This window comes from Maribacter sp. 1_2014MBL_MicDiv, assembly GCF_001865655.1.
In the GTDB taxonomy this organism is placed as follows: Bacteria; Bacteroidota; Bacteroidia; order Flavobacteriales; family Flavobacteriaceae; genus Maribacter; species Maribacter dokdonensis.
Genome location: NZ_CP011318.1, coordinates 1,902,864 through 1,926,882 on the forward strand (window position 1 = coordinate 1,902,864; position 24,019 = coordinate 1,926,882).

16 protein-coding genes are annotated in these 24,019 nt (G+C 34.1%); 11 read left to right on the plus strand and 5 right to left on the minus strand.

The window, feature by feature from the left end; genetic code table 11:
- Positions 1-102: 102 nt before the first annotated feature.
- Positions 103-2,505 (minus strand): outer membrane beta-barrel family protein, encoded by a 2,403-nt coding sequence (locus YQ22_RS08060; RefSeq protein ID WP_083414322.1) that lies wholly within the window; start codon positions 2,503-2,505, stop codon positions 103-105.
- 203 nt (positions 2,506-2,708) lie between these two features.
- On the opposite strand from YQ22_RS08060, the gene lepA reads away from it, so the two are divergent.
- On the plus strand, positions 2,709-4,505 hold the full coding sequence (gene lepA, locus YQ22_RS08065) for a translation elongation factor 4 (RefSeq protein WP_058104607.1): 1,797 nt from the start codon (positions 2,709-2,711) through the stop codon (positions 4,503-4,505).
- A gap of 122 nt (positions 4,506-4,627) precedes the next feature.
- Here lepA and YQ22_RS08070 read toward each other — a convergent pair whose 3' ends face one another.
- On the minus strand, positions 4,628-6,493 hold the full coding sequence (locus YQ22_RS08070) for a cation:proton antiporter (RefSeq protein WP_058104606.1): 1,866 nt from the start codon (positions 6,491-6,493) through the stop codon (positions 4,628-4,630).
- A gap of 690 nt (positions 6,494-7,183) precedes the next feature.
- Here YQ22_RS08070 and YQ22_RS08075 point away from each other — a divergent pair.
- The 7 genes from YQ22_RS08075 to YQ22_RS08105 all read left to right on the plus strand — a co-directional run bounded on the left by YQ22_RS08075 (position 7,184) and on the right by YQ22_RS08105 (position 17,630).
- The gene (locus YQ22_RS08075; protein WP_198033526.1) at positions 7,184-10,597 is read left to right on the plus strand and encodes a PAS domain S-box protein; all 3,414 of its coding nucleotides are present in this window, start codon (positions 7,184-7,186) and stop codon (positions 10,595-10,597) included.
- A 1-nt stretch (position 10,598) separates the two neighbouring features.
- Entirely contained in the window at positions 10,599-10,997 is a 399-nt protein-coding gene (locus YQ22_RS08080) for a response regulator (RefSeq protein ID WP_071342541.1), read from the plus strand.
- A 135-nt stretch (positions 10,998-11,132) separates the two neighbouring features.
- Positions 11,133-11,993: an MBL fold metallo-hydrolase gene (locus tag YQ22_RS08085; protein ID WP_071340772.1), complete on the plus strand. Its 861-nt coding sequence runs from the start codon at positions 11,133-11,135 to the stop codon at positions 11,991-11,993.
- Between the two features lie 52 nt (positions 11,994-12,045).
- Positions 12,046-13,695 carry a S8 family peptidase gene (locus tag YQ22_RS08090; RefSeq protein WP_071340773.1) on the plus strand — a complete coding sequence of 550 codons (1,650 nt, stop codon included), beginning with the start codon at positions 12,046-12,048 and terminating at the stop codon, positions 13,693-13,695.
- Positions 13,696-13,710: 15 nt separating this feature from the next.
- On the plus strand, positions 13,711-15,564 hold the full coding sequence (locus tag YQ22_RS08095; RefSeq protein WP_071340774.1) for a M1 family metallopeptidase: 1,854 nt from the start codon (positions 13,711-13,713) through the stop codon (positions 15,562-15,564).
- Between the two features lie 73 nt (positions 15,565-15,637).
- Positions 15,638-16,021, plus strand: a complete 384-nt coding sequence (gene rnpA / locus YQ22_RS08100; protein WP_071340775.1) for a ribonuclease P protein component — start codon at positions 15,638-15,640, stop codon at positions 16,019-16,021.
- Positions 16,002-17,630, plus strand: a complete 1,629-nt coding sequence (locus tag YQ22_RS08105) for a S41 family peptidase (RefSeq protein ID WP_071340776.1) — start codon at positions 16,002-16,004, stop codon at positions 17,628-17,630. The genes rnpA and YQ22_RS08105 overlap by 20 nt, the downstream gene beginning before the upstream one ends.
- A 2-nt stretch (positions 17,631-17,632) precedes the next feature.
- Here the strand turns inward: YQ22_RS08105 and YQ22_RS08110 are convergent, their stop codons facing one another.
- Positions 17,633-18,508 carry a 3-keto-disaccharide hydrolase gene (locus YQ22_RS08110; RefSeq protein WP_071340777.1) on the minus strand — a complete coding sequence of 292 codons (876 nt, stop codon included), beginning with the start codon at positions 18,506-18,508 and terminating at the stop codon, positions 17,633-17,635.
- Positions 18,509-18,688: 180 nt separating this feature from the next.
- Here YQ22_RS08110 and YQ22_RS08115 point away from each other — a divergent pair, with 180 nt between their 5' ends.
- Positions 18,689-20,194 (plus strand): S10 family peptidase, encoded by a 1,506-nt coding sequence (locus YQ22_RS08115; RefSeq protein WP_071342542.1) that lies wholly within the window; start codon positions 18,689-18,691, stop codon positions 20,192-20,194.
- A 60-nt stretch (positions 20,195-20,254) separates the two neighbouring features.
- Here the strand turns inward: YQ22_RS08115 and YQ22_RS08120 are convergent, their stop codons facing one another.
- On the minus strand, positions 20,255-20,896 hold the full coding sequence (locus YQ22_RS08120) for a hypothetical protein (RefSeq protein WP_156894547.1): 642 nt from the start codon (positions 20,894-20,896) through the stop codon (positions 20,255-20,257).
- A gap of 109 nt (positions 20,897-21,005) precedes the next feature.
- Positions 21,006-22,199, minus strand: a complete 1,194-nt coding sequence (locus tag YQ22_RS08125) for a C40 family peptidase (RefSeq protein ID WP_071340779.1) — start codon at positions 22,197-22,199, stop codon at positions 21,006-21,008.
- 55 nt (positions 22,200-22,254) lie between these two features.
- On the opposite strand from YQ22_RS08125, the gene dcm reads away from it, so the two are divergent.
- Together dcm and YQ22_RS08135 are read left to right on the plus strand one after the other, a co-directional pair.
- Entirely contained in the window at positions 22,255-23,484 is a 1,230-nt protein-coding gene (gene dcm / locus YQ22_RS08130) for a DNA (cytosine-5-)-methyltransferase (RefSeq protein ID WP_071340780.1), read from the plus strand.
- Between the two features lie 160 nt (positions 23,485-23,644).
- Positions 23,645-24,019 carry a hypothetical protein gene (locus YQ22_RS08135; RefSeq protein WP_058104594.1) on the plus strand — a complete coding sequence of 125 codons (375 nt, stop codon included), beginning with the start codon at positions 23,645-23,647 and terminating at the stop codon, positions 24,017-24,019.

Below are 24,019 nucleotides of genomic sequence, written 5' to 3' on the forward strand. Positions count from 1 at the left end.
CGGAATTCTAACTAAATGTAGGAAAGTAAAATTGAATTATCTTACAGTATTCTTAATATTTTCTTAACAAAACAATAAGATATTGATAGTTAACATTTTATCTTATTCCAATCTGTCCAGTTCTAATTTGTCTATGCTTCTTTGATTGTCCTCTAAACGGAAATTTCCAAAATTGTAGGTAAAGCCAAACTTTACATATTGGGTTTCAGGAACGGTTAGAAATCTGTTGTCTTGATTCAAATACTGCGAAGAAACATAAGAATTGTAATTACCTAATAAGTCATTGGCACTTACACTTAAAACCGCTCTATTATTGAAAAAAGACTTTCTTAAACCTACTGTTAAATTTGTGGATTCTTCTTGAATATAAGAACCCTGCAACCAGCCTGATAAATATACAAAACCTAATTCCCCCTTAAAACTACCATCGTTGGAAAGCGTTACGTAATTGGTTAAGTCTATATAGGCCCCATTATACTCATTCTTAAAAGAGTAATCATCGCTTTGTAGGGCTATGAATGTTTCATCTTCATGAAACAGTGAAATGTAACTATACAAATACCAATTGTTGGTAATGGATTTTCCATAGGTAAAATCAATCCCATACGAAGTACTTTCCAATACATTCTGTGTGATATCCCTCAAGACGAAATTATCATTGTCTTGAAAAGTAAGTGTAGAAATAAATATGCCATTATCTCGATAATAGAAATCAAAATAATATTCCTGATTCAGTGTATAATTCAAATTAAAGTTATGACCAAAACTAGGCATTAGATTAGGATTACCTTCTTCAAAAGTACGTTCATTGATATAGGTTCTAAAGGGGTTTAAATCTTCATATCTAGGGCGTTGTACTTTTCTAGCATAATCAAAAGATAAGCTGTGATTGTCATTAATGTTATGTAATAGGTAGAAAGAAGGAAAAAGTTCAAAATAACTAAGGTCGTTAATACTTGATACATTTACAGATACCCCAGAACTTTCTGTTTGTTCTGCACGCAAGCCTGTTTTAACACTCCATTTTTCCCAGTCTTTAGAAAGGCTAAAATAACCAGCATACACACTTTCATCGTATGTGTAATCATCGGATAAATTTGGAATAAACTCGGTGCCATTATTCTCCAAAAAATAATCTAGTTTACTTTTAGAGTCTATAAAAGAACTTTTGATTCCTGTCTCAAAAAAGACACTGCCCAGGTAATCGTTGAAATCTATTTGAGCGGTTTTAATTTCTATTTGTTGATCGGCAAGTGTAGAAAAGTTAAAATCGCGAATAAATGACCCATTGGGTTGAAAGTAGTCAGAATTGACATCTTGATTTCTATCTAAATCAAAATTCGTGTAATGTGCGTTTACGGTCAAATTACCCTGATCCTTAAATTGATGTTTAAAAGTAAGGTCACCAGAAATATTGTTCTTTCTTTCACTTAAAAAGCTATTTGTGGTAAATAGGGAATCCAAAACACCAGATGCATCTTTAATGGTAGTTTCCTGAAAGAAATCGGCATCCCTCTTAGGTTGTATAAGGGCATTACTTGTAAAACTTAGTACATTTTTATCGTTAAAATCATAATCTATTACTAAACCTGCACTATGTGTATTGCTACGTATTACTTGGTCAAAATCTGTATCCCAAACAGAAACAATACCACTATCGCCCATAAAATTTGTATTGTTCAACGTGTTTTTATACTCCTTTTTGGGTGCATAATTATAACTGGCGTTTACGTTTAATCTTTTGGTTTTGTAAAAGTGAGAGGTACCAAAATTATATTTGGGAAAAACACCTTGCGTATAACCGGCATTGACATTTCCCTTATAACCAATAGATACATTTTTACTGGTAATAATATTTAAAATAGATCCCCCCTCGGCATCATAACTAGCCGGTGGATTATGTATTACTTCAACGGATTTTATATTCTCGCCCTGGTAGTTTTCTAAAAGACTTTTGACCTCATCTGAAGATAATTGAACTTTTCTATCATTAATATAAACGGTAGTAGCCTGGTTTCTTACTTTAAGTTCATCATTCATCATAAGTACTCCGGGCGTTTGCCTAAGAATATCCCATGAACTATTCTGAGAGATAACGGTATTCTCTACATTAAAAACAATACGATCTACTTCTCTTTTGACTACGGGCTTATTACTGGTAACGGTTACCTCGTTCAATTGCTCAGCTTCTTGTTCTAAAATTAATGCCCCAATTTTAGTATCCTTCAAAATTTCCAAAGGCAAATTCTCAGAAACCTGACCTATATAAGATGCTTTTAAAAAATATAGACCTTCTGCAATATTAGAGAACAAAAACGCTCCGTTTTCATCTGCAGATGTACCTGTTACCAATGTTGAATCTGTAACCGTTAGAAGAAAAACAGATGCAAAGGCAACGGGTTCTTGGTATTGGTCTTTTACTTCTCCGCTAAGTTCAAAGCCTTGCCCATATGAAAAGTGTGAAAAGCCTAGCGTAAAACAAAAAATAACAAGTAGAGGTTTCAACAGAAATTTGGGGTTTTTTGTCAAATCTAAATATAATATTGTCGTAATTCTTTACAATATATGTAATACAAAGTTATAAATACAATAAATAAATAGGTAAGCTCACTAAAGTTTAGCGCTATAAATTAGATTATATTTGCAATTGCTCTTTTGTACCGAGCATAATTTATGGTATAAAAAGCATCAATATTACTGTTTCCGCTATGAAAAACATTAGAAACTTCTGCATTATTGCACATATTGACCACGGTAAAAGTACCTTGGCAGATAGGTTATTGGAATATACGGGATCTGTTACCGATCGAGAAAAAAAGGAACAGCTACTAGATAGTATGGATCTTGAAAGAGAACGTGGTATTACTATAAAAAGCCACGCCATACAGATGGATTATATCTATAAAGGCGAAAAATATATACTGAACTTAATAGATACCCCTGGTCACGTAGATTTCTCTTATGAAGTTTCTAGATCTATAGCAGCTTGTGAAGGCGCATTGTTAGTAGTAGACGCTGCACAAAGTATACAGGCACAAACTATTTCTAACTTATACCTTGCACTAGAGAACGATCTGGAGATAATACCGGTATTGAATAAAGTAGATTTACCGAGTGCCAATCCAGAAGAGGTTACCGATGATATTGTTGACCTATTAGGTTGTAAGGCAGAAGAGGTTATACCCGCCTCTGCAAAAACGGGCATTGGTATAGAAGAAATTTTAAGTGCCATCATTGAAAGAATTCCTGCCCCTAAAGGCAATTCTGATGAAGCCTTGCAAGCTTTGGTGTTCGATTCTGTTTACAATCCGTTCAGAGGGGTAGAAACTTACTTTAGGGTCGTTAACGGTTCTATTAAAAAAGGACAAAAAATAAAGTTCGTTGCTACGGATAAAAGTTACTTTGCAGATGAGGTAGGTACCTTAAAATTGACCCAGCACCCAAAAAAGGAAATAAACACTGGTGATGTAGGATACTTGATTACCGGTATAAAAGATGCCCGTGAAGTAAAGGTTGGTGATACCATTACAGACTCTGCAAACCCAACAAAAAATGCTATAGGTGGTTTTGAAGATGTAAAACCAATGGTATTCGCAGGTATATATCCTGTAGACACCGAAGATTTTGAGGAGCTACGTTCTTCTATGGAGAAATTACAACTTAACGATGCTTCATTGGTATTTGCGGCTGAGAGTAGTGCTGCACTTGGATTTGGTTTTCGTTGTGGATTCTTAGGAATGCTGCACATGGAGATTATTCAAGAGCGTTTGGAGCGTGAGTTTGATATGACCGTAATTACTACGGTACCAAACGTTAGCTACCATGCGTTTACTAGAAAAGACCCAGAAGTTCCGTTAATTGTAAACAACCCAAGCGATCTACCAGATCCATCTACCATAGATCGTGTAGAAGAACCATATATTAAAGCAACCATTATTACCAAGTCTGATTTTGTGGGTAATGTTATGTCTCTTTGTATTGAAAAAAGAGGGCAGATTACCAACCAAACCTATTTGACAACGGAACGTGTTGAACTTAATTTTGATATGCCTTTGGCAGAAATAGTATTTGATTTCTATGACCGCCTTAAAACAGTGTCAAAAGGATATGCTTCTTTTGATTATACACCAATAGGTATGCGTGAATCTAAACTGGTTCGTGTAGATATTCTTTTGAATTCGCAAACCGTAGATGCATTGTCCGCTTTAATACATTTTGATAGTGCTACCACAATTGGTAAAAAGATGTGCGAAAAATTAAAGGAGCTAATACCAAGACAACAGTTTGATATTCCTATTCAAGCAGCAATTGGTTCAAAAATTATTTCGAGAGAAACGATCAAAGCCTTACGTAAAGACGTAACCGCTAAATGTTATGGTGGAGATATCTCTCGTAAAAGAAAGCTTCTAGAAAAGCAGAAGAAAGGTAAAAAGCGTATGCGCCAAGTGGGTAATGTTGAAATACCACAAGAAGCATTTATGGCCGTATTAAAACTAAACGATTAGTAATTAATTAATCTTACAATTATAATAGCCTATCTCTGGATTCAGAGATAGGCTATATTTTTTTTAACGCGTTGTAGTTCTCACAACACCCTAAAGGGGCATTATTTAAAACAGTAAACCCATTATACCTCATCGGTTTCCGATTGAGCTTCTTTATCAGGATCCTCATTAGGGAACATTTTACCCAAATATGCCAATTTATACCCTTTTTGTATATCTGTAAAGTCCTTACTGAATGCAGTGATAATATGTATGTCGCCGTCTGGATCTAAAAGAAATAATGGTACAATATCGGCATCGGCCTTGGTAATTTCAATTAATCCTTCATAATGCTCTGTATCATGAAGTTCTATTTCATGTATCGCAGGGAATTTTCTAGCAGCTTCGGTCAACTTAATAAAGTCATCTGTATGAGAGAATAACCCTTCTTTAGGGTTGTTTTCCGGGTCGGACATTTCATCGGCATCTACCAACCTAAAGGATCCATTTTCACCAAAGGCATCTTGAAATTTGTTGATTGCGTATTTGTTGATATCCGAATTGGGGGTCAAGGCCATTAAATAGCCAATATCATTGAGTTCTATATTATCTGTCAAATTATCAGAATATATGTTTGCAGATATAGCTTCTAAACCTAGTTTGGTGGCCTTATCAATATTGGATTGATTATTGTCAATTAAGACAACATGCCTATCGTTTTTATGTAAATAATCACCAATTAAACGTGAAACTTTAGAGGCTCCCAAAATTAAAATGCCTTCAGATTTATTTAAAAAGACTCCTATTAATTTAGCGAATACACGGGCCGTAGTTGCGTTTAACAAAACGGTACCCAAAACAATCATAAATACCAAGGGTGTAATATATTCTGCGCCAGCTTCGCCCTTAGATAAAAGCTTTGATCCAAATAATGAGGCAATACCCGCAGCAACAATACCCCTAGGACCTACCCAGCTAATAAAAAGTTTTTCATTGAATTTTAAATTAGATCCTATTGAACTTAAAAAAACCCCAAGAGGCCTTATAATAAGTACTATTGATAAGAAAAGGGCTATGGTCTTCCAGGTGAATATCAATTCTAAATCGGCAATATCAATATTTGCAGCCAATAAAATGAATAATATGGATATTAAAAGAATACTTAAAGACTCTTTAAAGTACAGCAACTCCTTAATGTTGGGTAAATCTGTATTCCCCATGACCATACCCATTACAACTACTGCCAATAAACCAGATTCATGTGCAAAAACATCGGACATTACAAAAACACCGAGTACCACAGATAAGGACACTACGTTTAAAAGATAATGTGGTATAAAGTTCTTTTTGATCAAAAATGTAAGTGCATGTGCAAAGGTAAACCCGAAGGTAAAACCAAATAACAGAATTTTTCCAAACTCAATTAACGCCGTCACGGTGTATGCTTGGCCTTCACCCACACTTATAAATTCATATACCAATACTGCGGCCAAGGCTCCAATGGGATCTATAAGAATTCCTTCCCATTTTAAAATTGCAGATACATCTTTTTTAAGCGGAATATTTCTTAAAATAGGGGTTATTACAGTAGGTCCTGTAACAATGATCAATGCCGAAAAAAGGAAACAAAGTTGCCATGACAATCCAAAAAGAAAGTATGCGGCCAATGCAGCCCCAAAAAAGGTTGTTAAACTACCCAGTGTAATCAGTTTAGTAATTACCGGTCCAATGTTCTTTATTTCTGAGCGCTTTAAGGTAAGTCCGCCCTCAAATAAAATAATACTTATGGCGAGTGAAACAAAATAGTATAGTCCCTCACCAGGAAAAAGTCCTTTATCACCGTTCCAAATTGGTTCAATTATTTTAGATCCATCTTCGGTATATAGTGTGGATAAAGGTCCCACAATCAATCCTATAAGTATCAAAGGTAAAATTGCAGGCAGTTTTAAGCGCCATGCTACCCATTGAGCAAGTATTCCTAAAATTATAATTCCTGCAAGCTCTAGCATTTAATTTGTTTTGAGATAAAAATAACAATTCTAGACCAGTAAACGTCATAATTTACAGCCCATAACACCTATTTTAATATCATTTGTTTTTTCGATTATTATAAAACAAGGACGGAAAGCATATAATTTGATTTGTAAAACATTTCAGTTGTTTGTTCTGCATCTAAAATTAAGATACCTAAAAGCTATACAACGCTACTCGCCTTACCTTTTTAACCCTATTTTATGCTCAATTATAACAACACCATATGGAGCAGTTTAATTCTCCTTAAATTCCAAACTAAATATAATTATAGCTTGTAATTAACTCATAAAAAGAAATAAATATCCAACTAATGTTTAAGATAATTGCTGTATTTTATAGGTAATTCTAAAATTCCATTGTGTAAAGGTATTACGTTTAACAAAAGAGAACTATAGCACTATGGTTCGTATAATGCAATTTTTAAAAAACTGTATTGCTTTCAATATCAATTATTAAATGTGTTTTATACACCAAGTTTAATCTTACAAAAGTATCAGAAAAAACATCATAATAGGCGAGACTTTTATAACTTCGTAATTACCACTATGGATTAAATCTTAAAGTCTATTAAAAAAATAATAGAATAGGTCAATTAACTCATATAACCAAAAATGTCTATTCCAGAAAAGCATTTAATTTTGAAAAACCCAATATTTTATGGGTTTTTGTCATTTTTACTAGTTCTGGTTATTACACAGTTTATCGCCTATCAAAAATACCAATTAGACCAAAAGACAGATCAGCAAGAGATTGAGCAACGGGTATCAAATTTAAAAGTTGATTTACAGAACGTTCTAGGTCAAAGCTACAATGCTACACAAACTCTGGCATTTATTGTTGATCATTATGGAATTCCAAAGAATTTTGACAGTGTTGCCCAATTACTTTTAAAAAGCTACAAGGCCATAGACGCATTAGAATTGGTTAATGAGAAAGGTATAATAACACACGTTTATCCGCTTAAGAATAATGAGGTCATTGGATTAAATATTCTAGATGACCCAGATAATAGAATGGGGGCAAAGATTACACTTGAAATTGGTGATTATTATACTGCAGGACCGATTTATTTAAGACAAGGTGGCTCTGGAATTATTGGACGCAAACCCATGTTTAAAAACGGTGCTTTTAACGGTTTTACCGCAGCCGTGGTACGTTTGTCAACAGTGCTAAACGCTATTCAACTAGATACTCTGGGCCAATCGAAATTTTCATATAAGTTAGTAAAAATTAATTTAGACGAAACCGAAGAAACCTTTTATGCCTCTAAAAATATTTCTAAAGAAGGAACAACTACAATTCCGTTAACAACTAGTCAAGGAGAATGGAAATTATATGTATATTCCAATCATAATAAATTTAGTTCGGCCTCCACAATTTTCTCCGTTTTAGGACTTCTTCTTGCATTTGTTTGTGGTTTGCTATCTTGGTTTTTAATGCGCCAGCCTTCTAAACTAAATAGATTGGTTGATGAAAAAACTGCTATGTTAAAAGAAAGCCAAGAGCAATACAAAATGCTTATAGAAGAAGCTTCTGATGGTATTTTTCTGTCCGATTTTAAAGGTAAAGTATTAGATGTTAATCCATATGCCTTACAAATTTTTGGATATAGTAAAAAAGAAATCTTGAAAATAAATATTGCCGATTTAATCTCCCCAGACGAACGCCTACATATGCATAAAAATTTAGGCAAAATAATTAAAGGGAAATCAATTCGCATTGAATGTAAAATGTTAAAAAGGGATGGTTCAATATTTTATGGTGAGGTTAGCGGTAAAAAATTAAGCAACTCCACTATTTTAGGAATTGTTAGAGACATTACCCATAGAAAAAAAGCGGACGAAGAAAAGCAACGTCTTATCTCTGTTATTGAGAACAGCCCTGGATTTATTGCAATGGCCACATTAGAGGGTGTTCCCCTTTTCATAAATAAGGCTGGTAAAAAATTAGTGAATCTTCCTATAAACATAAATCCTCAAAACATTTCTATATATGATTATTTTGATGAAAAATATAGAAACATCATAGAAAATGAACATTTTCCTACGTTAATGGAAAAGGGATTATGGACGGGTGAGGTACCACTTAAAAACTTTAAGACCAATACATCTACACCATTGGAATTTTCAGGATTCTTAATCAGAGACGAAAAAACAAATAAACCAATTGCCTTAGGGGCTATTGGTTTTGATTTAACTGAGCGTAAAAAAATCCAAAAAGAAATTCTTGACTTACAGGGCAAAATGGACGCTGCTATAAGAATTGGTAAAATTGGATATTGGGATTTTGACATGAATACTAAAACCTATATCTGTTCTCCATTAATATATGACATTTACACTATTGAACCAGGTACACTTATAGATATAGCTTATCTTGAAAGTCTCATACACCCGGATGACCTTGAAATGCATAGGCAAAACGTGATGTTAATTTTAAAAGAAAAAAATACCCATACATTTTCTTATAGAATTATAGTTAAAGATGGTTCCGTTAAATATTTAATGGTTGAAACGGAAGTAGATAGAAATGATGATAACCGTGCCATTAAAATCCGTGGTACCATAATAGATATTACTAAACAAATAGAGGCAGATTTTGAGATATTAAAACTTCAAAACAGAATGAACGCCGCAATACGTATTGGTAATATTGGGTATTGGCATTGGGATATGTCCGGTGATGTTGTAGAATGGTCTAAAGAAATGTATGCCATACATGAAATAGACCCAAGTACTAAAATGACCGTAGACCTAGTTAGGAAAACTATATATCATGAAGATTTGTATTTAATGGATAGTATTTTATCATCTAAACCAGGTGATAAACATCATTCACCAAATATCTATAGATCAAAACTAAAAAATAATACTTTCAAATACTTTTTGGCTTCGTCAGAAGTAGTTTTTGATGATTCTGGTAACCCAATAATATACAGAGGAACTGCTATGGATATTACCAAAAGCGTACTTGCCGAGAAAGCACTTAAAGAAAGTCAAGAGAAATTTGTCAAGGCTTTTGAAAATAAGTTTATTGGTATGCTCATTTTAGATGAAGAAGAAATAGTAATAGAGGCTAACACTACTGTTTGCAATATATTGAACGTATCAAAAGAAGACTTGATAAATAAAAAAATAATGGATTCTGGTATTGTATTTCTAAATGAGCATTACACTAAAAAAAGAAACAATACTATTATACAACTTCAAGAAAAAGGCAAAGTTTCTAATGAAGAATTTAAAATAACACTCAAGAACGGACAGGAAAAAACTGTTTTGGTATCAAAAGAATATTTAAAGATAAAAGATCAAATAAGAGTTTTAGTTACCATAAATGATGATACAAAAAGAAAAGAAACCGCTGAAATCTTAGCATCGCAGTTTAATGAACTCCAAAAGACCAACTCAGAACTAGATAGTTTTGTATACAGTGCTTCTCATGAATTAAGAGCTCCTTTATCTTCTGTATTGGGTTTAATACAGCTTATTAAAATGGAAGGGGTAGATCCAAAGTTATATCAACATATAGATATGATGGAGGTTTCTATTGAAAGACTGGATAGTTTTATCAAAGATATTATTGAATACTCAAGAAATAAACATAAAAATATTGAGTTAGAACCCATTAATTTTAGTACTTTAATAGAGCAGTCTATTGAAAGTTTTTGGTATTTAGAAAATACTAAAAAAATTAAAATTGACATTGACATACATGATAAAATTCAATTTGTATCTGATAGTAAAAGAGTGTCGGTTTTATTGAATAACTTTATTTCAAATGCTATCAAGTATCATGATCTTAATAAAGAATCACCTTTTATACATATAAATGTAAAGACATCTAAAAAAGAAGCTATCTTAGTTGTAAAAGATAATGGTGTCGGTATTGAAGATGATGAATTAGAAAGAATTTTTGAAATGTTTTATAGAGTATCCTCTAAAGTAATGGGCTCTGGTATTGGGCTATTTATCGTTAAAGAGGTAATCGCAAAATTAAAAGGAACAATAGCCGTAACATCTAAAATAGGACAAGGTTCAACGTTTACGATAACAATACCAAATGAATCAGGTAAATTATAATATGAGTAAGGATATTAATATTTTGTTGATTGACGATTCTGACGTGGATAACTTCATTAATAAAGCCGTTATCTCTAAAGAAGATAATATTTCTCAAATTACTACCATGACCTCTGGGCAAGAAGCTTTAAAACACTTGAATGGGGTAATTGATAATCCTCAAACATTTCCAGATGTTATATTTCTGGATATTAAAATGCCGGGAATGAACGGTTTTGAATTTTTAGATGAATATTTAAAACTACCGGAAATACTCGTAAATCATTGTAAAATTTACATATTGAGCTCATCTATAGATTCTATAGATTCTGAAAGAGGAAAAGAATATGCTATTGTTAAAAAGCATTTGACCAAACCTCTAGCACATCATAAAATTGGCGATTTACTGGCTGAAGATTAAACGTTTGGTAAAAACATATTTTCTCCCGTTCAAAATTCAGTGAAAACATCAGAAAAACACCCTTTATCCAGGGTTAAATTATAATATCTTCTTAATAATCATAAGATTTGGTACACTTTTACTATTTTGCCCCTTATGAAAATTTATCCCATTGAATCAGGTAATTTTAAGTTGGACGGTGGTGCAATGTTCGGGGTGGTTCCTAAAACCATTTGGCAAAGAACGAATCCTGCAGATGAAAACAATTTAATTGATATTGCCGCCAGAAGTCTTTTGATAGAAGATGGGGACAGGTTAGTTTTAATTGATACCGGTATGGGCAATAAACAATCTGATCAGTTTTTTGGTTACTACTACAGATGGGGAGATTTTAATATAGACTCATCTTTAAATAAATATGGTTTTCATAGAGATGATATTACCGATGTTTTTTTGACCCACCTTCATTTTGACCATGTTGGTGGTGCAATCCAATGGAACAAAGATAGAACGGGGTATGAACCCGCTTTTAAAAATGCCAAGTTTTGGACCAATGAAAAACACTGGAAATGGGCTACCGAACCTAACCCTAGGGAAAAAGCTTCTTTTTTAAAAGAAAACCTATATCCCATGAAAGAAAGTGGACAACTAACTTTTATTGACCCAACGGATAATAGCTTTTTAAAGAACAGTCCGCTTGGTTTTGATATCCGTTTTGTAGACGGCCATACGGAGAAACAAATGTTACCACAATTTACCTATCAAGACAAAACCATAGCCTACATGGCAGATCTTATACCAACGGTAGGTCATATTCCCTTGCCCTATGTTATTGGCTATGATACCAGACCATTGGTTACTATGACCGAAAAAGAAATATTTTTAAATGAAGCTGTGGAAAATAACTACTACTTATTCTTTGAACACGATGCACACAATCAACTTTGTACCTTAAAACATACAGAAAGAGGAGTTAGGTTAGATCAAGTATACACTTTCAACGAGCTCTTCAACTAACTCTACACTTTTAAATTCTAACGATAAACATTAACTAAACGTTTTCCCTTATATGACAAATACATCTCTTAAATCAATCTTTGCCATTTCATTAGCGGCCGTAATTTCAGGATGCGGAAGCACAAATACAGCCACTAGCAGCGGTTTAATTCTTACTCCAGTAGAAAACATTGATGCTACCCCTTTAAAGATTTCAGATTTAACAACAGCTGAAAAAAATAATTGGGGACACTTGGATCTGGTAACAGATACCATACCGGGTATGAGTGTAGATAAAGCTTACGCAGAAATCATTAAAAACAAAAAGGGAACAAAAACAATAGTTGCCGTCCTAGATTCTGGAATTGACCTTGACCATGAAGATCTAGACGGTGTTTTATGGACCAATACAAAAGAAAAACCCGGTAACGGTATAGACGATGATGGTAATGGTTATATAGATGATATACATGGCTATAATTTCTTGGGAGAGTCATATAATGAACAATTGGAATATGTTCGTATGCTTCGTTTAAACATAGGCGATGCAGCAACTTTAGCCAAGGCAAAAACCAAACTTGATTCTAAATATAACGAAGCTCTTCAAGGTAAAGAACAATATGAATCTATATATCAGGCAGTAAAAAATGCCGATGCGGACGTAAAGAAATACTTGAAAAAGGAAACGTATACTAAACAAGATTTAGCCACTATTACCGCTACCGATGAAACCATGCAGCGTAATATTGCCATTCTAAATCAAATGTTCGGTATAAAAGATACTATACCTGAAGTTCTTGAAGAATTGAACAACGGTATCAAATATTACACAGAGCAACTGAACTACAATCTAAACAAAGATTTTAACGGTCGTGAGAGCGTTGGTGATGATCCTTATGATTTTACAGATGTAGATTATGGTAACGGCAACCCAATGAACAGGGTAGATGATGAGAGCCATGGTACGCACGTAGCAGGTATTATTGGTGCTGAACGTAATAATGGAATTGGGGTTAACGGTGTTGCCAACAATGTAGCTATTATGAGCATAAGGGCAGTACCTAACGGAGATGAATATGATAAAGATATTGCTAGAGGTATAAGATATGCCGTTGACAATGGTGCACGTATTATAAACGGTAGTTTTGGAAAGTCTTTTTCTCCAAATGCACAATGGGTTTATGATGCCATAAAATATGCTGCAGATAATAACGTACTTTTTGTACATGCTGCCGGTAATGATGGTGCCGATCTTGATAATCCTGTTAACGCCAACTTCCCAAATGACCAAGTTAACAACGGACCTGAAATTGCAGATAACGTAATTACGGTGGGTGCTTTAAACCCTAAATATGGGTCAGAGCTTGTAGCCAGCTATTCTAACTACGGTAAAATAAATGTCGATATTTTTGCCCCGGGTACAGATATCTATTCTACTTACCCAAACAATGATTATGAATATTCTCCAGGTACTTCAATGGCTGCACCTGGTGTTGCAGGGGTTGCCGCCTTGGTTATGTCTCAATATCCAAGTTTAACGGCTGCACAGGTGAAGAAAATAATTTTACAATCAGGACTTCCAATTAAAACAAAAGTGGTTTTAGGTAAAAATACCGGCAAAAGTGCTTCTTTAGATGAAATCTCTACCTCTGGTAAAATTGCAAATGCGTATAACGCCTTGGTAATGGCGAGTAAAGTTGCAGCAGGTCAGATTAAACTTTAATTATAAATAACTCAGATGACTAAATCATTTTTCACATTTTTTACGGCTTTATGCTCTATGGCAGTATTTGCCCAAAATACTACAAATTACTGGCAACAACATGTAGATTATACCATGGCCGTAGACATGGATGTTGATAATTTTCAGTATACCGGTACACAAAAACTAGTGTATACCAACAACTCTCCAGATGAGCTTAAAAGAGTATATTTTCACTTGTATTTCAATGCTTATCAACCAGGTAGTGAAATGGATATTCGCCTACAGAACATTGCTGACCCAGATGGTAGAATGACAACGGCTGATAAGAAAAGTAGAATAGCTTTGCTTGCAGAAAATGAACAAGGCTATTTACATGCAACTTCTTTGACACAAGATGGTAGCGAAGTTTCTTTTTCTGAAGAAGGTACTATATTGGTGGTTGACCTTGCAAAACCCATTCCTGCAGGTGCCCAGTCTACTTTTAATATGGAATTTAAAGGTCAAGTGCCGTTACAGATTAGACGTTCAGGTAGAAATAGCGAAGAAGGTGTGGCCTTATCTATGAGCCAATGGTATCCAAAATTAGCGGAATATGATTTTGAAGGTTGGCATGCCGATCCGTACATAGCTAGAGAGTTTCAAGGTGTTTGGGGAGATTTTGATGTAAAATTGACTATTGATAAGGATTACACCGTTGGTGGAACTGGTTATTTACAAAATGCCGATGAAATAGGGCATGGATATGAAACTCCCGGTACAAAAGTTAAAAAGCAAAAAGGAAAGACCTTAACTTGGCACTTTAAGGCACCAATGGTACATGACTTTATGTGGGCGGCAGATCCAGATTATATTCATGATATACAACAAGTGCCTAACGGTCCTGTGTTACATTTTTTGTATAAGGATGATCCTAAAATATTAGAGAACTGGAAAAATTTTCAGCCTAAGACCATTGAGGCAATGGAGTTCTTCAGTAAAAATATTGGTAAATATCCATATGACCAATACTCTGTTATTCAAGGTGGTGATGGTGGTATGGAATATGCTATGTCAACTTTAATTACGGGTGATCGCAAATTTGGTAGTTTGGTTGGTGTAATGGCTCATGAACTTGCACATTCTTGGTTTCAACATATATTGGCAACAAATGAAAGCAAGCATGAATGGATGGATGAAGGGTTTACTTCTTTCATATCTAAACTTTGTATGAGTGAAATAATGGATTTGGACAAGGAAAATCCGTTCGAGAGCACTTACAAAGGTTATAGAAACTTAGCGTTATCTGGTAAAGAACAACCACAAACAACACATGCCGATCGTTATGCACTTAACTTTGCATATGGCATTTCTGCATACAGTAAAGGATCTATTTTCCTTTCTCAACTAGGTTATGTAATTGGTCAAGATAAATTGATGCAAACAATTCGTACCTATTACGATGAATTTAAATTTAAACATCCAGTACCAAACGATGTTAAACGTGTTGCAGAAAAAATATCCGGTGTTGAGTTAGATTGGTATTTAACAGATTGGACACAAACTACCAATACTATTGATTACGGTATAAAAACGGTTACTGCTGAAGACAATACTACAAAAGTAACCTTAGAACGTATAGGCTTAATGCCAATGCCTTTAGATATATTGATTGTGTATAATGATGGCAGCAGAGAAACTTTCTATGCTCCTTTACAAATGATGCGCGGTGAAAAGGAAAACCCTTATGAGGGTATTAAAAGAACGGTAATCAAAGATTGGGCTTGGGCTTATCCAACTTATGATTTTGAAATTCAAAAACCAATATCTTCTATTCAAGCCATAGTGATAGACCCTTCTCAATTAATGGCAGATGTTAATTTAGAGAATAATGTTTGGCAAGCAGAATAGTAAGTTCTTGTAAAGTTTAAGATATTTATGCCCCCAACTTGGGGGCTAATTCTTTTTAAATGCATTTTTTATAATGGATCAATCCTTCGGAAAAAAGGAAAAACTTAAAAACAAAATACTCATCACCCAATTATTTGAAGAGGGTAAAGGTATTTCTGTATACCCTTTGAAATTGATTTATTTATCTACGGAAAAGCAAGAGATTTCTATTAAATCAGCAGTCACCGTATCTAAAAGAAATTTTAAGAGCGCAGTGGATCGAAACAGGATCAAGCGCTTACTTAGAGAGAGTTATAGACGTAATAAAGCAGAGGTTTTTAACAATACAGATGCTAACTTTGCGTTTCTATTTTTATACCTTGGTAAGGATATGCCCACCTTTGAGCAGTTAGATCATAAAATGAAGCTCGTTTTAAACAAGTTTAAGCTACAAATTGATGAAAAAAATAGTAAGTAAAAAAGTACTTGTACCCATAATAGCCATTGCCTTTCTCTTCATTGGAAGTAGTTATAAAAGTGATTTTTTCGAAATAGCTAAGCAAATTGAAATCTTTACCACCTTGTTCAAAGAATTGAACATGAACTATGTGGATGAAACCAACCCGGCAGAATTAATGGATACCGCCATTAAAAATATGCTGAATGAATTGGATCCCTATACCAAATTTTTGAACGAACAAGATGTTGAAACGTATCGTATAAACAATGCCGGTGAATATTCTGGTATTGGTGCCATGGTACGTTCGTTTGATGATAGATTATTAATCATTGAACCACATGAGGGCTACCCGGCAGATAAAGCAGGATTAAAGGCTGGAGACGAGTTAATACAGATCGGAGATATCAAAGTAGCAGATTTTGAAAATAACGCCAGTGAGCTTTTAAAAGGAGCTAATGGATCTACAGTCACCGTTACTTACAAAAGACAGGGCAAATTAAAAACTACCAGCATAACCCGTGAAGGTATAGAAGTAGATGCCGTACCGTTCTTTAAAATGATAGATAACAAGACTGGATACATTGTTCTTGCAAAATTCAATGCGAAAGCTACCGATCAAACTAAAGCGGCATTATTGGACCTTAAAGGAAAAGGTGCCGAAAAAATCATTTTGGATTTAAGGGACAACCCTGGTGGCTTGTTATCTGAAGCTATTAATGTTACCAATTTATTTGTTCCAAAAGGAGAGCTTGTGGTTACCACAAAATCAAAGGTTAAAAAATTCAACCGAGAATACCACACCAACAACCAACCTGTAGATGAAGAAATACCACTGGTTGTTTTAGTAAACGGTAGCAGCGCCTCTGCCAGTGAAATTGTATCTGGTAGTTTACAAGATTTAGACAGAGCAGTGATCATGGGTGCAAGAAGCTTTGGTAAAGGTTTGGTACAACGCCCATTAAAATTAACTTACGGTACACAACTCAAAGTTACCATTTCTAGATATTATACTTCATCTGGTCGTTGCATACAATCTTTGGATTATTGGAACAGAGATGAAAGTGGCAATGCCGTTCGTAATACTACGTTCAATGATTTTACTACGCGTAATGGTAGAAAAGTACAAGATGGCGGTGGTATTTTGCCAGATATTGAAGTAGCCACTTCTAAAACCAATGATCTTACCTTGGCACTTTTACAGAACAATGTCATTTTTGATTATGCCACAGACTACCATTACACCCACAGTTATGCAGATGTAAACGATTTTAAATTTACAGATGCCGATTTTAATGCTTTTAAAAATTATGTAAAGCAAAGTAGCTTCTCTTTTGAGACTAAGGCGGAACAAGCTATTAAAAAAGCACTCTCAGGCGACGAGAACGACTTTTTAGGGTCAGATGTTAAGGATAGTTACAAAACGTTGCTAGCCAACATTGAAAAAGGCAAACTTAATGCGTTGGATAAATACCAAAGCGAAATTCAAAAGAATTTAGAAGATGAAATAGTAAAGCGCTATTTTTATAGAGATGGCCTGTACCAATATTACTTGAATAATGACGAAGCTATTTTAGCAGCAACAGAACTATTAAGCAATAACTCAAAATACAGTGCTATTTTAAAATAGACCTATTCATAAGTACACGCCCCTTTATCTGAAATTTTATAGTACTCCTTATAGTTCAATGCCTTAGGGTCTGTGCAGCCTTTTAAGTTGCGTATTTTAATATTCTTAAAGTCAATAGGTTGACCCTCGCTTTGTAATGCTATAAATCCTCCTTTTAAAAGTTTACCATCTTGTTTCATCTTAGGATCATAACCGGTTGCCACACCGCCCCCTATTTGTGGTTTTGTGTATTCCAATACTGTTTTACCATTAACAATATGTTTAACCAATGAATCATGATATACAACTAATTCTGCGGTTACCCATTGATCCCCGTAAAAGGTATCCGATGTAGAATTTATACAATGCCTTGGGTCTATTCTACCTTCAAAAACTACATCTGTACCTGGTGAGCACATATTACCTGTTGGTCGTTCTACACCTTCTTCCACTCCCGCTAAAAATTGCATTTCAACACTAATAGGCCAATCTTGTTCTTTCAACATAGTTCTTGGGTCTTGTGAATGAAACATGACACCACTATTAAGAATAGTATAATCTGGTGCTCCTTTATACTGCTCTCCAATAAAACGATATTGCATAGTTAAATGAAAATCGGAAAATGGACGATCATAATACAGATGAGAATATCTATTATTAAAATCACCCTCATATTTATCATATCTTACTTTTATGATCTCATCCTCTACCCTAAAGGTATCAGCATAATTATCACCAACTTCATAATGATGTACTTTTGTGGTCCATCCTTTTAAATCATTCCCATTGAACATGGTTTCCCAACCATCATTTAATTGTTGTGAACTGGCAATACCACATCCGATCACAAAGAATAATGTTGACATCATGGTATGTTGTATACGTAACGTTGTTTTCATATAGTTGCTATAAAAATTGATATAAAACAATACTATTCTATTTCTAAATATACTCAATGTTAAGTTGTTAGAAATGTAGGTTTCATTAAAATACCTTTGATTTTTAATAAGAGGATCATACGTAGAAATATTATGCTACTTTTAAAAGAGCTAACAAAACTACTTTTACTACAATATATCATGAGAAATCTATTCTTTCTTACCGTTTGTTTTTTACTAATTCCATCGCTTTATGGACAAAGCTCAAAAAATGAGAAAAATATAAAACCTATACCCCCAACAAAATCTTTTGTTACCAAACACCAAGGGGTTTTTGGCGGTAAAAACATTGAATACACCACTACAGCAAAAGAAACTTACTTGACCAATAAAGAAGGAGATTCTATAGCTACATTTTGGTCTGTTGCTTATACTAAAACCAATATAGGAAATGTTACCAAAAGACCGGTAACCTTTGTCTTCAATGGCGGACCAGGTTCTGCATCAATGTGGTTACATATGGGATTCTTTGGACCCAAGGTTGTAAAAGTAGATTCTGATGCCAAATCAGATGATGGTGCGGCACCTTACCATTTAGTAAATAATGATCATGGTTTATTAGATATTACAGATTTGGTTTTTATAGATCCAGTAGGTACCGGTTACAGCAGATTGGTAGGGAAAGGTGAAGGAAAAGACTTTTACGGGTTAAAAGAAGATGTAAATTCCTTTGCCCAATTTATTAGAAAATGGGTTACCGAAAATGAACGTTGGTTTTCACCTAAATATTTAGCTGGTGAAAGTTACGGAACAACACGTGCCGCTGCTCTTGGAAAAGCATTAGAAGGTTCCGGTCAAAATATGGCGTTAAATGGAATGATTTTAATTTCCCAAGCTTTAGATTATGCAGGCTCAACATCTATATCTAATAACATAACTTCATTCATTACCTATTTACCAAGCATGGCGGCAACAGCATGGTACCATAAAAAAGCGGGGCAAGGCAAAACATTGGAAAGTTTTACAAAGGAATGTAGAGATTTTACATACAATACCTATGTGCCAGCTTTATACAAAGGCAATTCTTTAAGTGATCCGGAAAAGAATAGTTTGGTAGAAAAACTCTCTTATTTTACTGGATTGGATAAAACATATATTCTACAATCTAATTTGAGAATTCTAATGGGGCGTTTTCAGAAGAAACTATTAGAAGATAAAGGTTTGGCAATTGGTAGACTTGACGGAAGATTTATGGGAAATGAAGAGGATAAAGTATCTGAAAAACCACATTTGGGCGATGCAGCCAGTTATCAAATAAGCGCTGCCTATACCGCAAGCTTAAATCATTATTTTGCATCAGAATTAAAGGTAAAAATGGATAGACCTTATATTACTTCTGGTGGAGGTTCTAATTGGAAATGGAGAACGGTACCAGATGGTCAATACTGGGAACCCATGCCTGTTAATACAGCTCCTGACCTAGGTGAAACCATGCGTAGAAATACTGCTATGAAAGTAATGGTAGCCAGCGGATACTATGATTTGATTACTCCGTTTTTTGATGCTGAATATACTTTTGATAGAAACGGAATTGTTAAGGAACGTGTTGAAATGAAGTATTATGAAGCAGGTCATATGATGTACACCCATGAACCAGATCTAATAAAATTAAGTAAAGATATTCGTGCGTTTATAACTAAGAATTAACCTGTTTCTACGATATTATTTATTGGCACTGCCAAAGGGTATAATACCCCGAGGCTTGCCTTAAGGTGTTTTACTTTGCTTTGTTAAAACCACATGTTGTCCCTTACATTTAAGATTGTAAAAGTGTACTATGTCTTTTACATGTTTTTTCCTGTATTCTTTATTTTGAATTTTTGCCACCAATTCTGGGCAATCGGCAAAGTAATCTGAAGCTGCATTCTTAAAGTTTTTACTAAAGAGCTGATTAGAACCTAAATGGGTTACTTCACCATTTACTCCTTTACTTACATATAGATTTTTTATATCATAATAATTACCATGCATCATGTTCATTTGCCCATTTGCACCACCTACGAACATTGGAGAAGAATACCCTGTTTGTTCAAGAACATATAGATTAACAGTACCTATCTCCAATTCCCGCACCACATTGAAATAGCCTTTACGGGTTTCTAAATAGATATAGGTAGAGGCTTTTTCCTTATCATTGATTACTACTTGTTCTAGATTATCAAAGTGAAATTTTTCCGCTTTGTCACTTTTGCTTTTTTTGAATTTTACTTGATTACCATTAATGAGCTTAGCAAAACCTGTAAGCTTTTTACCATCTTTAAAATATAAGGTAGCAACATCTTTTTGGGCAATGCCCATATATGAACCTACAAAACAGCTGATTAAAACTAAAAGAAACGTTTTTTTCATGACACGTAATTGATAGATATCTATCATAAAACGGGTACATAATTACTATGTTATACTTTTTCTCTTAAATTCGATGAACCACCTATTTCAGTTTTCAGTAAACTTCCTTTTAATCTTTGATCGGTTGGTTGATCGTTAAATTTTGAAGCAATGGGTCATCTTCATTTAATAATCTTTGAGTTCTTAAATACCTACCTACATTAAAGGCATCATAATTTGGAGATTCTTCATCTACACTACTTATTCTTACCATTTCAGAAGAATGTATAAATTGTTTGTCCCCGATCCACATACCTACATGTACAACTTTTTCTGCGGTTGAGTCTGTAGCTTTTCTTCCAAAGAACAATAAATCTCCCTTTTCCAATTTGCTGAAATCTGCTATAGAATCTACTGGCTTACCAGCATGTACTTGTTGAGAAGCATCACGTGGTATAACCATACCGTTTAAAAAATAAATGGTTTTTGTATAACCACTACAATCTACACCTTTTGTAGAAGTACCGCCCCACAAATAAGGAACACCCATTAATGTTTTAGAGGTTTCTATCAGCGAATTTGCCGTATAATCCAAACTAGATAACCAAGTCTCATATTCTTGTGCTTCATCTTTTGAAATATAAGCTTGTCTACCATCTGGAAATGCTATTTTAAAATGGCTTTCATCACTGCCCACTAATTTTAAAATACTTCCTGCAACAATATCAGATATTCTATTCTCTGCATCTATAGAACTAAATGCATGCCCATAGGTATTGGTATAAATAATCTTTTCTGATGATTTCCATGCTGTAATCTCAGCGTTGTTCATTAACTGAATTCCACCGGGATCTACCCATGCCAAATACTTATCTGGCGTTTGTATCAAATACCAATCTCCTTCTTTTTTAAGTACATTGACCACTGTACCCAAAGTAGCCTGGGTTGCCAATTCTGCTGAATGTTTAGGATTACTTCTTAGATTGGCGGCAGAAATGTTTATTACTGCCTTTGTCATACCCTCTAGATTATCCGCAGGTAATACGTTAACCTCATTGGTAGCCACTATCCCCTTTTCACTTAAAACAGCTTCTAAAGAATCAATTGCCCTGGGTAAATTTGTTTCACCTATTAAAGTAAATCCTGAAGGACCATCTAAAACATCTATATTAAATAACGCAGTTCGTTTATCTGGACCAAACGTATTCTTAATTTGTTCTATCTCACTGGCAAGAACTTTCTTTTGACCCATACGAACTCCACACGAGTTATTTAAAGTAATCAAAATCAATACAAAAGCCTTTGTTAGCAATATTCTCTTCATCCTTAAACAATTTCTAATAGTAATAGCCTTGTGAAATTATGTAATTTTATCGCAAATGAAGAAACTAAAGGTCATAGAACTTTTTGCAGGTGTAGGTGGATTTCGCTTAGGATTAGAAGATACTGACAATTTTGAGGTAGTTTGGAGCAATCAATTTGAACCCAGCACAAAAATGCAACATGCATCTAAGGTGTACGAAGCTAGGTTTGGATCAAACAACCACCGTAATCAAGACATATCGGAAGTTCCTACAAAAGAAATTCCAGATGCCGATATTTTGGTAGGAGGTTTTCCTTGCCAAGACTATTCGGTAGCAACTACCCTTCACAATTCTAAAGGACTAATTGGTAAAAAAGGAGTGTTATGGTGGAGTATTCACCGTATTTTATCTGAAAAAAAACATCCTCCTAAATACCTGTTTTTAGAAAATGTAGATCGCTTGCTGAAATCTCCTTCTACACAACGTGGTAGAGATTTTGCCATTATGCTAAAAAGTCTTGATGACTTAGGATATGCAGTAGAATGGAGGGTTATTAACGCTGCGGATTATGGAATGCCACAAAGACGAAGACGTATTTTTTTCTTAGGATACCATAAATCTACTCCGCTTTATAAACAATTTAAAAAAGCCGAAGCCGCAGAGTGGATTTTTGAAAAAGGAACTATAGCAACAGCGTTTCCTATTACCAGTACTTCCTCTAAAATGCAATCTTTTGATATTAAAGATAATCTGGTAGCACTGTCAGAAAATTTTAATTTGGGCGAAAAATTATCTCCATTTCAAAATACCGGAGTTTTTATAAAAGGAAAGGTTCATACTACCAAAACAACAGCCAGCTATATTGGAAAAAGAACAGTCTTGGGAGATATTCTACAGAAAGAATCTATTTTAAACGAATTTTACATTCCAGAAGAAGACCATGATAAATGGCACTATTTAAAAGGTGCTAAAAAAGAAACCAGAACTTCAAAATCTGGATTTATATATCATTACAATGAAGGTAGTATGGTTTTTCCAGATGCATTGGATACTGCTTCAAGAACCATTATTACCGGTGAGGGCGGTAAAAGCCCATCACGGTTTAAACATGTTATCAACACTAAAAATGGTCTTCGTAGATTAACTCCTATAGAATTGGAACGCCTAAATATGTTCCCAGATAACCATACATTACTAGAAGGTATTTCTAATACAAAAAGAGCTTTTTTTATGGGTAATGCTTTAGTGGTAGGTGTGGTTAAAAAAATAGGAAAAGTACTATCTGAAAAAATTATGGAAGCATAATTTAAACATGCATATTTAATATTTTAATGCTCTGTTTTTAATTTTATTCCTCATTTCTATATTTCCATTAATTCCTAAATATTGATGTTGATAAATATAACATATTGTTAATCAACGTTTAAAATTAGGAATTGTCATTTTTTTTATTATCTTATTAGGTATGGTAAAAGTAGAAAAGTCAGAAAACACAGCATTTTTAGAAAAGTCTATACAACATTTAGAAGCCACTGGTTTTGAAAATATTAAGGCTGATATTGAAGGTTATGAAACTCCAAAATCATACGTTAGAAAAGGGAAAGATGACAACGTTACTCCAGACATAGTAGCTATTAAAAACGGTAGAAAATATTATTTCGATATTAGTTTAAAATCACCAAAAACTAGGTTATTAAAATCCAAATGGTTGTTTTTAGATACCTTGAGTAGAATGAACTCTAATCGATTTAGAATTATAACCACCAAAGGTCATTATAAGTTTACGGATAACATGTTAGAGGATATTAACCTAAGCAACAAAACTCCTATCAAAATATAA